This is a genomic window from Vibrio sp. A1-1 (genome assembly GCF_021728175.1).
Lineage (GTDB): Bacteria > Pseudomonadota > Gammaproteobacteria > Enterobacterales > Vibrionaceae > Vibrio > Vibrio diabolicus.
This window is the reverse complement of the sequence record NZ_JAKKCL010000010.1, coordinates 20,203-36,045: the sequence shown is the minus strand read 5'-3', so window position 1 is coordinate 36,045 and position 15,843 is coordinate 20,203. Positions and strand designations below refer to the sequence as shown.

The following is a 15,843-nucleotide window of genomic DNA, read 5'->3' as shown; positions in this document are numbered from 1 at the left end:
AAAGCAAAAGGGTCATCAAGTAACTTGATGACCCTTTTTCGTATCACGTTTTCTAACGTTCGGGGGTATTTCGGAGCCGTTTGTGCGTTTTACTTAACTGCGCGAACCAATTCAGCAATACCTTCCCAATCGCCGTTGTCCATCATTGCGGTTGGCACCATCCAAGTACCGCCACAAGCTACAACCGATTTCAGCGCTAGGTAATCTTCCACGTTGGATGGGCTTACGCCACCTGTTGGCATGAATTCCACTGGGTAAACCGCAGTGAGTGCTTTCAGCATGTTTACGCCGCCTGATGGCTCAGCAGGGAAGAACTTCAACGTACGCAGACCCATCTCCATCGCTTGCTCAACCAAGCTTGGGTTGTTTACACCCGGTACGATAGTCACGCCACGTTGCTGACAGTATTTCACTGTGGTTGGGTTGAAGCCTGGGCTAACGATAAAGTCCACGCCCGCTTCGATTGCGATGTCGACTTGTTCTGTGGTCAGAACGGTGCCCGCGCCAATCAACAGTTCTGGGTACGCTTCACGCATGATGCGAATCGACTCCGCCGCCGCTTCTGTGCGGAATGTTACTTCAGCACATGGTAAACCGTTTTCTACCAACACTTTTGCCAGTGGCAGAGCGTGTGCTACGTCGTTGATTGCGATAACTGGGACGATTTTGATTTCTCTTAATCGTTGTTCAAGTGTTGTCATGGGGAACCTCTAAAGAATAAAGCTTAATGTTGCGACGATAATAAACGCGATACCACCAAGTAACGTTTCCATTACCGTCCAAGTTTTTAATGTGGTTTTCTCATCCATCTCAAGGAGACGAGATACCAACCAGAAACCAGAGTCATTGAAGTGAGACAATACCGTTGCACCACCCGCAATCGCGATTACGATAAAGCAAAGGTCTAGTTCACTCAAACCTGTTGATGCTGCCACAACTGGCGCGATAAGTGCTGCAGTTGTCGTTAGTGCCACGGTTGCTGAGCCTTGAGCAACGCGCAGACAGGTTGAAATCACAAACGCCGCCACAATCACAGGCATACCTGTGTCTGTAAGAACGTCAGCCAGTGCATCACCAATACCGCTTGAACGCAGTACGCCGCCAAACATGCCACCTGCACCCGTTACTAGGATAACACCACAGATAGGAGCCAATGACTCACCACACAATTTTTCTAGTTTTGCCATGCCGTAGTCTTTGGCAAACACAGCCAGACAGACAATCAAAGTAATCAGCAACGCGACTGGGGTTTTACCTAGCATACGTAGGAACTCAACCAGTGCCGTTTTACCATCAATCACACCCGCAACCGCCAGTGTGTTCAATACCGTATCCAAACAGATTAGCAGGACTGGCAGCACAAGGATGGTCATAACCGTGCCAAATTTTGGTGCGTTGCGCTCATCCACCATCGCTTCGCCATTAAAGAAGGCTTTAGATAGTGGAATATCGAATTTTTTGCCCGCGTACAAGCCAAATAAGTAAGCGCCAAGGTACCAAGTTGGAATAGCAACCAAAATACCCACCACCAATAGCAGACCGATGTTTGCGCCAAGGAATTCTGCCGCTGCAACCGGGCCAGGGTGTGGTGGAACAAACGCGTGCATAACCGCAAAAGCACCGGCAGCAGGCAACGCATATTTAATTGGTGAGCCACCAAAACGAGCCGCCACACTTAGGATGATTGGCATCATCACTACAAGGCCAGCATCGAAGAAGATTGGGAAGCCAAACAGTAATGAAGCGACGCCCAAAGCAAATGGTGCGCGCTCTTTACCAAAGCGACCAATCAAAGTGTCTGCCAGCACTTTCGCACCGCCAGTCACTTCAAGAATTTTACCGATCATCGCACCAAGACCAACCAGCAATGCCACGGAAGCCAGTGTGCCGCCGAAGCCGCCCATCATGGTCGATACGACTTTCTCAGAAGGAACGCCAGTGGCGATTGCTGTGCCTAAACTCACCATCGTAAGGGAAGCAAAAGCATGGACTTTCAGTTTAATGATCAGAACGAGTAACGCTGCTATGGCAAGGCCTGCAATCGTCAGTAGGAACGTAGGATCTGGGGCTTGGGTTAATTGCTCCATAGGTTCACCTTTAAGAATTATTGTTTGTGTTATGGTTCACATTTATTTCAGTTACCGGTAACATGTTACCGGTAACATGAATAAGATAAACCCATATTTTAAAGTGAATTCAAAAATTGAGATCACGCGCAAATTTGGTTATGAGGATAAGTTATGGCTGGTAGTAGTGTCATCGTTATGGGCGTTTGTGCTAGTGGTAAAAGCACAATTGGTGAGCATCTAGCGAAAAAGCTAGGGCGTAAATTCATTGATGGTGATGATCTTCATCCACGAGCGAACATTCAGAAAATGGCATCGGGCCAGCCTCTGAACGATGATGATCGCAAGCCATGGCTAGAACGCATTCGTGATGCGGCGTACAGCCTAGAAAGCAAAAACGAACACGGCATTATTGTCTGTTCAGCACTGAAAAAGATTTACCGCGATCAGATCCGCGAAGGCAACGACAACGTGACCTTCCTGTTCCTTGATGGTGATATGGAGTTGATCCTTAATCGCATGCGTATGCGCAAAGGCCACTTCATGAAAGAAAACATGGTGAAGAGCCAATTCGAGACGCTAGAGCGCCCAGACAACGAGCCTCAAACTCTGATCGTCAGTATCGACGGAGACATCAGCGACGTGGTGGAACGCTCTGCCGCTGAGCTAATCAAAATGCAAGCGATCGAGGTGGCGTAATGACTCACTCTGTTGTTCTTGAGGTCACACAACGTTTGACCGAGCGCAGCCGTGAAGCGCGCGCTGCGTTTCTTGCTCGCACCGAAGTGCAAGCCGAAGCGGGCAAAGGCCGTATTGGCTTATCTTGTGGTAACTTAGCCCATGCAGTCGCCGCTTCTTGCTCTTCTGAAAAGAAAAATATTCTCGATTTTACTCATGCCAATGTCGCGCTGATCAGCGCTTACAACGACATGTTGAGCGCCCACCAGCCGTACCAAGACTACCCAGCACAAATCAAAAAAGTGCTGGCGGACTACGGCCATACAGCGCAAGTCGCAGGTTGTGTGCCAGCGATGTGCGATGGGGTGACTCAAGGTCAAGCAGGCATGGATATGTCACTGTTTTCGCGTGACTTAATTGCGCAATCAACGGCGTTGTCTTTGAGCCATAATGTCTTTGATGCCACATTACTGCTTGGCATCTGTGACAAAATTGCCCCGGGGCAACTGATGGGCGCACTGTCTTACGCGCACCTACCGACTGCGTTTGTACCAGCGGGTCTGATGGCAACAGGCATCAGCAACGAAGAGAAAGTCGACGTGCGCCAAAAATACGCAGCGGGAGAAGTCGGCAAAGACGCTCTGCTGGATATGGAGTGTCGCGCTTACCATTCTGCGGGGACGTGCACGTTTTACGGCACAGCCAACACCAACCAGTTGGTGTTCGAAGCCATGGGCTTGATGCTGCCAGGTTCGGCATTCATCCACCCCCATACCCAACTGCGTAAAGCGTTAACCGATCACGCGGCTCTGAAAATCGCCTCAATGACGGCGGGTTCTGCACACTTCCGTCCGTTGGCAGAAGTGGTCACAGAAAAGAGCTTGGTCAACGGCATCATCGCTCTACTCGCATCTGGCGGCAGTACCAATCACACCATTCATATGATCGCCGTGGCGCGTGCTGCTGGCATCTTGCTCACGTGGCAAGACATCAGCGATCTGTCGGATGTGGTTCCTTTGTTAGCTCGCGTTTACCCGAACGGCCCAGCCGATATGAACGCGTTCCAAGATGCGGGTGGCGTGCCAGCGTTATTGTACCGCTTGAACGAATCCGAGCTTTTGCATCGCGATGTGAAACCCGTGTTTGGTGAATTTGAAGACCAAATGACGCTACCGAGTCTTGTCGATGGACAACTGACTTGGACACCGTGCCAAGGCAGCCAAGACGGTGACGTGATCGCCAAACCAGACGCCACGTTCCAAAACACTGGCGGCACTCGCGTGCTGACTGGCAACTTGGGTAAAGCAGTGGTGAAAGTCTCTGCGGTGAAAGAAGATCAGCGCATCATCGAAGCGCCTGCGATCGTATTCCAATGCCAACACGAAGTGGAAGCGGCGTACAAACGCGGTGAGCTAAACCAAGATTGCATCGTTGTGGTCACACACAACGGCCCAGCGGCAAACGGCATGCCTGAACTGCACAAGCTGATGCCCATTTTAGGTAACGTGCAAAAAGCGGGCTTTAAAGTGGCGCTGGTTACTGACGGTCGTTTATCTGGCGCGTCAGGTAAAATTCCGTCTGCGATCCATGTTTCTCCAGAAGCCATTCGTGGCGGCGCGATTGGTTTGGTGCGCAATGGCGATTTGATTCACCTTGATTGCCAAACGGGCGAACTGAACAACTTAAGCGACACCACTGGTCGCGAGTTGATTCATTTCGATACCGAATCCACCCAACAAACATGGGGACGAGGCTTGTTTAGCGTGATCCGCCAAAACGTCTCTAGTGCAGAAGAAGGCGCAAGCTTCATTGTTTAAGGCGAGAAGAAAAACCTCGTCATTTCGACAAGCCTAAGCAAGATCAGGAATTTAATATCAACGTGCTGTGAAGCCAGAGAAAACACCTCTGCCACAGCACTTTTTTGTTGGTAGATTCTGAATCACGCTCGTCCCTCGCTGTTCAGAATGACGAGCTTTGGGGTTGGTCACTGTTCTTCTTAAAAATGAATGACTCCGTCATTTCGACGAGCCTAGGCGAGATCAGGAATCAACTATCAAAGTGCTGTAAAGCCAGAGAAAACACCCCACAGAACTTTGCTGTCGGTAGATTCTGAATCACGCTCGTCCCTCGCTGTTCCGAATGAAGGTATCTGGGGCTCAGAGGATTGCATTAAGCGGTTTTCATCACCACGACCGCAGCAATCACCACAAAGATACCAAACCAGCCGATTGGCTTGAGTTTCTGTTTAAACAGCAAGGCTCCACCCACTGCGGTACCCAAGATACCGATCGCGCCCCAAGAGGCGTAAGCAATGGCTAAGTCGATCTCTTTAACCGCTTGTGCCAACAGCGTGAATGCTGTCAGTACCAACACAATCGCGGTAATGCCCCAGCCTTTGTATTTAAAGCCGTGAGAACGTGTGAGCGCCATGTTCGCCACTATATCGACCAAGGCAGCCATCACGACAAATCCAAATGACATCGTAAAAAATTGACTCATGATTCACACCTTACACTTGTAGAAAATGAACGTTCTTTTGCCAGTTTATCGGCGTTTTTCTTGGTGTTAGATTGACCGTGTGACTCACCTAAAGTCACACAAACGATGCCGATGACAGCTAACATCAAACCAAGCAGCTCTTGGGTATTTAAGTCAGAATCAAACAACACGATCGAAACGACCGTGATCAATGAGATACCCAACCCTTCCCAAACAGCGTATGCCACGCCGATAGAAATCTTTTTCGCTGCAATCGAGAGGAAGTAGTACGACACCGCAATCAATACGTACATCACGATGTAGCCCAACCATCCATGACCTTGTCCGATAAAAGACATGGTGCTGGTGCCTGCTACTTCGGCAACGATGGCGAGCAATAAAAATAGACGTGCAACTAGCATGATGAATCCTCCATCAGAAATTAAAAAAATGCATAACGGAGAATGGTGAATGTCACGCATCTGTATCGACATTCAAAAAGTTAAAAAGATAAAAATGAGCCACTTCTCCTGACTATTTGAGCTAAGGTTAGCGCTGAGCAGGAAAAAGAGACAGGTAATTGAGATATTCATTTTTGAATATCTATAGGATCGAGTTGTCTATGTAATCACATATTTTCTTCATGGTTATCTTATGCAGAGAATCTCGGTGACGCGAGACAATAATCCGTCATCACTGTGCGAAAATTAATGGCGTCTTCAGGGTTTGGCGTACCACTTTATGTAAGTGTCGGTGCAAAGGATGGTTACGATTGGTTTGTAAGAAACCGCCAGAGACGACAAACTGGCTAAACTCACGGTTGACCAAAGGCATCGCGTAAGAGTCCAGCTCCGGCATCAATACTGCCGAGCTTTGACTGGCATACATAATCGCGTCGGTTTCTTGCAGCATTTGGCAAGCCACGCGCAAATTATAGGATTTCAATAACACCACAGGCTCATAGCCCATGCGGCGATACTCAGACTCCACGGTACAAAGAGGTTTATACGAAGCGGGCGCAGGCAGAGACACCAGAGGCAGCTTGGACACCGTGTCCCAATCATTACTGACTTTCGATAAAGTCGGGTGGTTTTTACGTGCCAAAATCACCCGTTTTTCAACAAACAACGGACGCATATAAATGTCTTTCGACAGCTCGGTCTCTTGGTCAAGAATGCAGTAATCGTGCTCGCCCTCTAGCATTTCATCGTGCGAGTAACTGTTCCAACTGGAAAAGGCAAAGTGCGCTTTGGGAAAGGCTCGATGACAGCCAGTTAGCAATCGCTGCCCTTGCTCATCCATCAAATAAGGGTCGGTCACAATCGCGATCTGCCCTTGGTATTGCAGTGGGTCGAACACTTCAAACTCTTGCACCACTTTTTCCAGTGGTGCAATCATGTTGTCGAACTCGGCGGCGAGGCGTATCGCCATCGGTGACGGCTCAACCCCATGCGCTTTACGCACAAACAGCGGGTCATCAAACACTTGCTTGAGCTTCATCACGCCGCGACTGGCGCTCGGTTGAGAAATGCCCAACTGCATCGCGGCCAGCTTGATGCTGCGGTTTTCCACCACGGCCTTTAATAAACGCATTAAGTTGAGATCCAATGCATCCAGCTGATGTGCCATACCCTAACCTGCCAATACCATTGATGAGCGAATACAGAGAGCGGTTAACTGCGAGTTAAACACTCTCTCCGGAGGTAATTTGATACCCCATATCAACCACTTTTTCTTCTTGCGCTTCGCCTTTCAGACGCGCGATCAAAAGCTCTGCGCTCTTTACACCAATTTGGAAACGCGGCGTATCAACGCTGGTCAGCTTCGGACTGATGGTCTGACCGATATCCAAGGCGTTATAACCCACCACCGCTAATTGCTGCGGGACTTGAATGCCACGTTGTTGCGCGCTCAGCATGGTCCCTATCGCGATGTCGTCGTTGGTACAGAATACGCCATCAAGCGTTGGGTGAGTTTCTAGCGCGCGTTCAAGCAAATCATGGGCTAAAGAGAAGCTAGAGTGGTCACCCGTTAATACGTGCTTAGGTTCTAGCCCTGCTTCCGTCATCGCGCGATCATAACCTTGCATACGCAGCTTGGTTCGCGTATCCAAACGCGCCCCAAAATAAACGATTGTACGCTTACCTGAATCTAGCATCTGCTTAACCGCCGTGTACGAGGCATCTTCATGATCTAGCCCAACCGCCATATCAATCGGCTTTGGTGGTAGTTCCATGGTTTCCACTACAGGGATCCCTGCATTTTTTATCATTTGCAATGTACGCGGCGTGTGATGGCTTTCAGTTAGAATAAGTCCATCGACCTGATAAGAGAGTAATGACGCGATCTTGCGCTCTTCTTCAAGCTCATCGTAGCTAAAATGCGCTAAAAGCGTCTCATAGCCATTGGCTTTGGTCACCATCTCGATGCCCTGAACAAAGGAAGCAAAAATTTGGTTGGACAATGAGGGCAGTAAAATACCAATGGCTTTACTGGACGACTTTGACAACATAGCGGGGGCGCGGTTTTCGATGTATCCCATCTCTTCAATCGCAGTCGCAATCTTGGCCCGAGTCTTTTCTGCCACCGATTCAGGGTTACGCATATAACGTGAAACCGTCATCTTCGTGACGCCAACTTGGTCTGCGACATCCTGCAATGTCGTGCGAGTTTTCTTATTCTGTTGAGCCATAAATATGTGATTTATCAGTAATGTTACAAGTAACATTATGACGAATAGACTCTCTGTCGACAAGCTCAGTGAAAATAATTCGCAAAATCATGACGTTATTATTCTATTAGCCACCAAATTGCGTTTCATACATTGTGAGTCAAAGCCGAATAAATAAATGACATTTATATCAAAGTTCTTATAAAATGCCGTACCTAAAAGAATAAGACATTAGGCACAGTGCAGTTAGGCTCTAGCGAAACCCAGATTTACTATCACTTGCTTGATCTGGACGACTCCCAAAAGCAGCAATACCTCCAAGCATTGCAACAAAGTCAACCTGAGCTGTATCAACAACTCGTTCCTCTTTTAGCCCACGAGACACCTGAAGAACAACTAACGCAGTTACTTTACTTTGGTGCTCACCAGGCTACGAACCGAGACGTCGATCTAAGCGGAGAAGTCATCAGTAAGTATCGCCTAACTCATGAGTTGGGTCGCGGTGGCATGGGTGTCGTTTACGCCGCTCTACGTGCAGATGAAACGTTCGAACAAGATCTGGCCATCAAGTTTATTCAAAGCAATTTGAGTAATGTGCTGGGACAACGTGCACTCTTCGATGAGGCACAACTGCTCGCGCGCCTAAACCATCCGTACATAGCGAAAGTGTTTGATGGCGGCCTTCATCAAGATTCAGTTTACATCGTGATGGAGCGGGTATTTGGTCAAACCTTAGATGAATACCTGTCAGAAAATAAGCTGGAAAAGACGGAAAAACTGCTGCTGTTTAAGCAGATTTGTCAGGCGATGGAGCACGCCCACCAGCATCATGTTTTGCATGCCGATCTAAAACCAGAAAATATACTGATCGATCGTAGCAAACGACCCAAACTGCTCGACTTCAACTTGACTCAAAAAGCGCACTCCACCCGAGAGGGCTCACCCTCGGCACTGATTGCGTTTAGCCAAAATTTTGCCAGCCCTGAGCAGCAGGCAGGACAAGTACTGACAGAGCAAAGCGATGTTTATTCATTGGGCAAAATCCTCGCTTTGATGTTTCCGTCACCAGCGGTTTGGTCTGATGTGTATTGGGTGACAAGACGGGCGACGCGTCCAGCCACCCAAGTGCGATACTCAGATGTACGAGCGCTACGCATTGATATCGAGCGAATTATCGAACGTCGCCCTATCGAGCAGAAAAAACACTGGCCTTTGTATAGCGCCTTTCGCTTGGTGCAACGGCGCCCTCTTGCTTCTGCATTGTCAGGCATCATCGTGCTATCAGGTGTGCTATTTGGCAGCGCCATGATGCAAAAGAATATCCAACTGCAACAAGAGAAGAAGATTGCAGAAGATATGATGTACGAAATGACTCGCCTTATCTTCCACGCGAAGGGGCAGAATGTCGAACACCTCTCGGTGAGCTCCATGATGGAGTTAACACGAAGGCGGATACTCTCTAATCCAGATATCCCCAAACACATAAAACAAAAAATGTTGTTGGCGATGATGACACCGGTGCCAAAGAAGCACCTAACTACTCCAATGAGTTGTCAGCCAAATTGTGCGTCTGAGGACAGCACCAACCAATAAGGCTTAAAACAAGATGTATACACGTTCAGTGGTGTTTTGGCTGTCTGCACTGACGGCTACCTCCACGTTAGCAGCAGACACTTCTGCTGCCACTTCACACCCGCCCACTTCATCCTTGAAGCAAGGCTACTTTATCGATGCGCCGGTGACTGGCTTGTATTACAAAACCAGTTCCAATATCACTGGCGTTACCCAACAAGGGGCATTTCACTACCAACCTGGTGATGTGATTAGTTTCTTCCTTGGCAACGATGAGAAGGGTTATCTGCTGACAACCTTATCGAGCCAAGAAGTGCTTACACCGACGATGGCAACAACCAAACCCAGTCGTAGCATCAATATGACGCGCCTGCTGCTCTCTCTCGACAGCACGCCTGAGAATCGTAAGGAAATTGTCTTAGCCAACCGCGTGTTGTCTGATGCTCGCTTTCAAAACCAGCTCAAGGGCCTTGACCTCAATTATCTGGATGACGCCAAACGTCACCTCAATCTCGACTGGGTGTCTGTCGATGAGGCAATTGAGCACTTAAACGAAAGCCAGCTGTACATTGAGAAAAACTTTGCCTCTGATGAGATCATCTTCGAACCTCGCGGCATGACGTTCAAAAACATCGTGATCAAAAAGAAAGATTGGCAAGGCCGCGCTTGTGCTTACGATTTACGTTATCAACATCATCCTAAATATCGCCCTCCGTTTGGTGAAACTCGATTCACCATCACCAAAGATTCATTGATTGAACATCCAAGCGTTGGCGACCATTTTCAAGGCTGTTTCCTCTCGATGAAGCGCCCTATCACGGAAGACATTGTCGAGCCGATAAGCAAATTTGCGGATTGGTTTAATATCGTCGGTTGCTCAATCACTGGATGCACCCGCAACGATTTGAATGGCTTCTCTCTCGAAGACTTTGATGATGAAGGCGACTGGAAATACCGCTCCGTTGCACTCAACTTTGATCCAAGCACTGAGCTACTGATGGAAAAAGTACAAGGCCTTGGGCGTAAAAAAAACATCCACCACCACAATCGTACAGAAATGCTGTGGTTTACCTACCCCAACACGAACGAACACGACATCGACTACCTCGGGGTATGGCAGCAGACCCAATACCACCAGCAGTCCATGACACAATCGTGCCTATTGATGCGCCACCAACAAGTCATGCGACTGCCGCACAATGCAGACACCTGTCCAACCGACGCAAGCCTATACACACAAGATGTCACCCAAGAGTATGCGGACATGTGGTGGGTCAACAATGACGAACCCAAAGCCGAGCTTGCGCAAATGAATGTCATGGTACGTTGGTCAACGACCCCAGCCGAAATCAATTACACCACTTGGGAATATTTGCCCGCTGGCGCAACTTGGGAACAAGGCATTTTATATCGCTATCAACAAGATGTTCTCCGCAACCGAGACGGCTCCGATCGCATTGAAACCCACACCATTTCTGAATTTGTCAAAGTGAGCGAGGATGTATAACCATGGCAACAGCAGTAGCACTGACACAAATCATTCAACAATGGCAATCTGGTGATAAACAAGCTGAGAGTGAGCTCTACCAATTTGCGTATTTGCAGTTACGTAAGATCGCCCAACACGAGCGTGAACGAAACGCGGAAAAGTACGGCACCGACAACAAAGTATTGGCCGATAGCGTCAACAGCACCACAGCATTAATTCATGATGCTTACCTGAAGATGTCCAACTGCGACATGAGTGAAATTGAAACAAAACGTGATTTCTTTTTGATGGCCGCCAAAGTGATGCGTCAAATCTTGATCGATAACGCACGCTCGCACCAAGCACAAAAGCGTCAACACATCACATTGATGAGAGATGAAGATGATCGCTTCGAACAATTGATCATCATGGATAAAGCGCTGGATAACTTCAGTAGCCGTTACCCACGCCAATCAAGTGCACTCAAACTCAAGTATTTAATGGGAATGAAAAACCAAGAAATCAGTGAACTGCTCGAGTGCAGCGCGAGCTTAATAGAGAAAGACCTAAAATTCTCTCGCAGTTGGTTGCAATCACGAATGGCGCACGCGTAATGATAAGCAAAAAGTTTTGGATAATCGGCGCCATCTGCGTTGGTTTGCTCGGCGTATACTGCATGTCAGACGAAACCAGCTTAGCATCCGCGGCGAACTCATCAGACAGCACGAGCCAATCAACCGAGCGAACACATCGGCAATATGAACGCACATCTTTAGTTGAAGTAAAGCAAGCGTTGACAGGTTCTGCGTTGGAGAACGCCCACAAAAAAGACGGTGATGACGCCTTCAACTCTGCCATTTTAGGACAACCAGGGCCAATTACGAACCCATTTCATACTACAGAAGACGGCTCTTTTTACGACTCGTCTGTGGGTTATGAAGACAGCCGCTCAAAAGAGGACCCATCAGAGAACAATAAACCCATCATCAACCTCACGGTGGAACAACAGCTACAAACCATTATTTATGCTTGGGAGCTCAACCAAAACTCTCCGATTAGCTATTCGCTCAATCTTAACCAACTGTTTGAAGACCCGGGTGGTGATCTCCTCACCACTCGGATTTGGCTCGAAAACGCCAATGGATTAAGGGTGCTAAACCAAGGACAAATGATGGTACTAGGTGCACCAGAGAACATTAAAACCACCACATACCTGGCGGTAGCGGCGCGTGATGATTACCACGGCGACAGCGACCATGCGTGGGTCACAACACGTTTTGAGTTGCCTGTTGTCACTCCAGGTCACAATGACACGGAACACCCGTTAATTGGCGACACTGTCTATCGCTTGGAGACGACGCAAAACCTTGGCGGTACCGCGTACGCGTATGAAGTGGTGTATTGCGAAGCGTTTCAGTTTGAGGATGACGAGGTACGTTATGCCGCCTCAAACAACAAACACCAGTGTCCTGAAAAGGGAGACTTAAAAAAGGTGGGTGAGTACAAAATCAGTGATGACTCGTTGATTGTTTATGTCCACGGCGTACGCCAAATTTGGACCACCAAAAAGGTATACGCATCTCAGGTTCATAAAGAGACTCAGAACTATTTCACCACCGTGTTTGATGGCAAACAATTCGAAAGCTACACCATGCAAAAAAACAAGCAATCGATGGAAAAACGCATCAATGTCCACACTGGTGAGTACGAATATCAAGGAACGTTGTTTGACTACCTCTTTCCCATTTCAGGAGGGGGTTACATAAACGGGACTGCTAGCAACTACATATTTGATAGAAGTGTTCAGGGTAACGAACCAGTGCACAAACTGGACTCTGATCTCAATATGAAATCAAATCAACATGACCTATTTTGTCATGATTATTTATTTTACTGGTACAGCTCTATCGTAGCGGGGCGAGGCGAGTTTGCCGATATTATCTCTAGCTCAATGGATTTTGACGGCGTAAGTCCAATACATTGTGCTGAATGGCCAGATGATTACTGGCAACGGACATTTATGTTTTACAACCTTGAATACACAGATTACGACATATTCATTCCAGGCGAAGTCTACAGTTATGTGCTTAAACCTCACCCTCAATTTGCTGATCGCGTTGAGGAATTTAAGATCAACATGATTTATCACGCCCCAGTCCTTACTAACACCCAATAAACCTTTCTTTACAGATGGTTATTTTGACAAAACAATCATCCCAAAAACAAAACTGGAACCGTGATCAAATTATCAATTTTCCATCATAGACAAAAAATAGAAATAAATTTTACGGGTTTTGTGCGGTTTTTCGTGTCTTGAACCTAGGCTCAATAGTCATTAAAAAGACACCACTCTCTTCAATCTCACTAGTGAGATTGAAAGATAAAAACAATAAAAAAGCGACTTTCTCATTCGGAAACGAAACAAGGACAAATGAATAATGAATAAGGTGAGTTTATTAGCAGCGTCAGTGGCTATCGCTCTTACTGGCTGTGGCGGTTCAGATGGTGGTTCAAACAGTGCTAACAACGGTGTTGTGATCACTGGCTTTGACGGCTACTTCAAACATGCAGTTGTTTTTGAAGATACGAACAACAACGGCCAATGGGACACTCAAGAAACATTCCTTGGTCTGACCGATGAGAAAGGTCAGCTTAAATTGGATGCAAAACCAGAAAGCACTCTAGCGCTGCAGACCATTACACCAAACGGTGCAAAGCAGAAACAGCTTATCGCTTTGGATGCTAAAGAGTACGCTGGCAAATACACGGTTGATATGGATCATCCAGGCCAAGCCATGGCCCACGAAATCGTGTTCCGTGCACCAACATCGTCAAACGTGATTTCACCTATCACGGACCTTGTTGCTATTGAAATGGCAAAAGATCCATCCATTAGTGAAGAAGACGCAAAAGCCAAGGTAAACCAAGCGCTAGGAGGCTCAGAAGAAGCACCAATTGATCTGTACAGTGATTTTGTTGAAGGTGCGACAAAAAACGCCGAACTACATAAAACCGCTCAGATTCTGACCGACTCAAAAGCGCAAAACCCAGCTAACTACGAGAAAAAGGCCACTGAATTTGCTCAAGCGGCAAACCAAGAAGTCGATCGTCTTATCGCATCCGGCGAAAACATCAATGATGCAAGCCTACGCCCAATCATCACTGACGCGACCCCAAATAGCGACAACTTAGCACCTGAAACGGCAATCAATAACAAGCTAACCGTAAACGAAACCGTCGAAGAGGCGGCTGAAGATAAGCTTGGCAAATTACCAAAAATCGTAAAAGGCGCAGGCTTTGATGGCGTTGAACTAAACATCGAAGGTCTTTTCACAGACAAAGACCAAAACCTTGTGACAACCAAACTGACGCACAACTTAGCAGGCACAGGCATTGAAGTTGCGCAAACTGGCAACCTGATTGTTCTATATCCGACTGCTATCGTAGAAAAAGCTGGTGATTTTGAGATCGTCCTAACGGCGCAAGACATTGATTCTTCAGGTAAGGTTTTGGGTACGGTAAGCACCGTATTTAAGTTCGAAATCGAATCGGCAAACTTACCACCAATGGTTGTAGAAACAGAACAAGCGCATCTACAGTCCATCGTTGATGGTTGGTACCTACAACAAGGTGAAGTATTTGAACAAACGCTCGATATTTCTAGCTTGTTCCAAGATAAAGACGGTCATATCACCGACTACTCAGCGGACTATGTGGACATTGAAGGTCTAACAGTATCTGAGGATGGCAATGCGATTGTCACCATTAAAGGCACACCGACAAAAGCGAGCGAAGCTGGTGCAGCACTTGCGATTAGCGCAACAGATGGCCATACCGCGGTACAGATTGCGCTTAGCATGCCAACGGTTATCGAAGGCGTAACGCCACCACCAGTAGTACCGACTTTGGGCTTCACTCACGAGCACTTCAACGGTCAAGAGTGGAAAATGGGTAGCTTTGCACAAAAAGACGGTGAAATTGGCTATGCCATGTTGATGCAAGACTCTGAAGGCCTACTATTCTGCTGGGGCTCAAACCATGATGAGATGAATCAAGAGTACAAAGCGAGCATCAGCGACTTCCTAGAAAACACATGGGAACACGATGCCTACGCTATTCTTGCCGATCTGGACCAACAAACTGGTTACGCGGAATACCACAATAAAGACTGTGAAGACGTCGAGCTGAAAGACGGCAAGCTATACAACAGCTACGGCGAAGAGTATGAAATGCTGTACCAGCACACAACCGAGCATAACGGCACTCAGATGATCGTTAAAATCTCAGATGATGAGCTGTTCTGGATGGATTCAAGCAATACACCATTCGCAGAATCCCTTTCGGTTGCAGAACACATCAAACACAGCACGGTAGAGCATGACTTGATGGTAGAAAGTAAAGGCTCGGGCGACGACAAAGTCCTGAAATACTCATCAGGTACGTACGAATACGACGCTGATACTTACAACTACACGTCGTTCATGCCAACAGGATTCCAAACGCCAGGTAATTGGGAAATCCAGAATGATGAAGGCCGTGAGCTGCTGATTCTAAAAGAAACAGGCTCAGAGTCAGATTACAAAACTCGTCATCGTTACATCAACCGTGATTTTGGTGACTTCTACATCGGTATTCGTTGGAGTAAAGAGCAAAACGGTCATGAATCCGCGCCGGAATATGGTCTGTACTCTCACAACAAAGAAGCCATGACAAGCATCGCGAGTTCACTCCCGATTTTGGAGCCTGGCGATGATGACTAAAGCAACCATCGTTAACCCTTGCTGTGATAGCGTGCATTTGCGTAGAAGACGCAGAACGCTTTGGGAACGCTTGGTCGGCATAAAAGAAGTGTATATCTGCTCTAACTGTCACAAAGAAACGCCACTCAAATAGCGATAATATTTGAGACC

The 15,843-nt window shown here is 47.5% G+C and carries 14 protein-coding genes; 8 read left to right on the top strand and 6 right to left on the bottom strand.

Annotation, left to right across the window (positions count from 1 at the left end; all coding sequences use genetic code 11):
* Positions 1-89: 89 nt before the first annotated feature.
* The gene (locus L3V30_RS14815; RefSeq protein WP_005394384.1) at positions 90-701 is read right to left on the bottom strand and encodes a bifunctional 4-hydroxy-2-oxoglutarate aldolase/2-dehydro-3-deoxy-phosphogluconate aldolase; all 612 of its coding nucleotides are present in this window, start codon (positions 699-701) and stop codon (positions 90-92) included.
* 9 nt (positions 702-710) lie between these two features.
* On the bottom strand, positions 711-2,087 hold the full coding sequence (locus L3V30_RS14810) for a GntP family permease (protein WP_012841240.1): 1,377 nt from the start codon (positions 2,085-2,087) through the stop codon (positions 711-713).
* 153 nt (positions 2,088-2,240) lie between these two features.
* Between L3V30_RS14810 and L3V30_RS14805 the strand changes: the two genes are divergently transcribed.
* Together L3V30_RS14805 and edd are read left to right on the top strand one after the other, a co-directional pair.
* The gene (locus L3V30_RS14805) at positions 2,241-2,765 is read left to right on the top strand and encodes a gluconokinase (protein WP_005467756.1); all 525 of its coding nucleotides are present in this window, start codon (positions 2,241-2,243) and stop codon (positions 2,763-2,765) included.
* A complete protein-coding gene (gene edd, locus L3V30_RS14800) occupies positions 2,765-4,561 on the top strand; it encodes a phosphogluconate dehydratase (RefSeq protein WP_237309200.1) in 1,797 nt (598 codons plus the stop codon). The genes L3V30_RS14805 and edd overlap by 1 nt, the downstream gene beginning before the upstream one ends.
* Positions 4,562-4,913: 352 nt before the next feature.
* On the opposite strand, the gene L3V30_RS14795 is transcribed toward edd, so the two are convergent.
* From L3V30_RS14795 to L3V30_RS14780, 4 genes are all read right to left on the bottom strand, one after another.
* Positions 4,914-5,243 (bottom strand): SMR family transporter, encoded by a 330-nt coding sequence (locus tag L3V30_RS14795; protein WP_005394379.1) that lies wholly within the window; start codon positions 5,241-5,243, stop codon positions 4,914-4,916.
* Entirely contained in the window at positions 5,240-5,644 is a 405-nt protein-coding gene (locus tag L3V30_RS14790) for an SMR family transporter (protein WP_012841241.1), read from the bottom strand. The genes L3V30_RS14795 and L3V30_RS14790 overlap by 4 nt, the downstream gene beginning before the upstream one ends.
* 271 nt (positions 5,645-5,915) lie before the next feature.
* Positions 5,916-6,851 carry a LysR family transcriptional regulator gene (locus L3V30_RS14785; protein WP_048624586.1) on the bottom strand — a complete coding sequence of 312 codons (936 nt, stop codon included), beginning with the start codon at positions 6,849-6,851 and terminating at the stop codon, positions 5,916-5,918.
* A 55-nt stretch (positions 6,852-6,906) separates the two neighbouring features.
* Positions 6,907-7,914, bottom strand: a complete 1,008-nt coding sequence (locus L3V30_RS14780; protein WP_237309199.1) for a LacI family DNA-binding transcriptional regulator — start codon at positions 7,912-7,914, stop codon at positions 6,907-6,909.
* A 219-nt stretch (positions 7,915-8,133) separates the two neighbouring features.
* Between L3V30_RS14780 and L3V30_RS14775 the strand changes: the two genes are divergently transcribed.
* From L3V30_RS14775 to L3V30_RS14750, 6 genes are all read left to right on the top strand, one after another.
* Positions 8,134-9,486 carry a serine/threonine-protein kinase gene (locus L3V30_RS14775; protein WP_237309198.1) on the top strand — a complete coding sequence of 451 codons (1,353 nt, stop codon included), beginning with the start codon at positions 8,134-8,136 and terminating at the stop codon, positions 9,484-9,486.
* Between the two features lie 13 nt (positions 9,487-9,499).
* Positions 9,500-10,972 (top strand): chromosome partitioning protein ParA, encoded by a 1,473-nt coding sequence (locus tag L3V30_RS14770; RefSeq protein ID WP_237309197.1) that lies wholly within the window; start codon positions 9,500-9,502, stop codon positions 10,970-10,972.
* Between the two features lie 2 nt (positions 10,973-10,974).
* The gene (locus tag L3V30_RS14765; protein ID WP_237309196.1) at positions 10,975-11,547 is read left to right on the top strand and encodes a sigma-70 family RNA polymerase sigma factor; all 573 of its coding nucleotides are present in this window, start codon (positions 10,975-10,977) and stop codon (positions 11,545-11,547) included.
* Between the two features lie 2 nt (positions 11,548-11,549).
* Positions 11,550-13,109, top strand: coding sequence for a hypothetical protein (locus tag L3V30_RS14760; RefSeq protein WP_237309248.1), 1,560 nt, complete (start codon positions 11,550-11,552; stop codon positions 13,107-13,109).
* Between the two features lie 262 nt (positions 13,110-13,371).
* Positions 13,372-15,693 carry an acid phosphatase gene (locus L3V30_RS14755; RefSeq protein WP_237309195.1) on the top strand — a complete coding sequence of 774 codons (2,322 nt, stop codon included), beginning with the start codon at positions 13,372-13,374 and terminating at the stop codon, positions 15,691-15,693.
* The gene (locus tag L3V30_RS14750; RefSeq protein WP_012841245.1) at positions 15,683-15,826 is read left to right on the top strand and encodes a hypothetical protein; all 144 of its coding nucleotides are present in this window, start codon (positions 15,683-15,685) and stop codon (positions 15,824-15,826) included. Before L3V30_RS14755 ends, L3V30_RS14750 begins: the two co-directional genes overlap by 11 nt.
* The last annotated feature ends 17 nt before the right edge of the window (positions 15,827-15,843 follow it).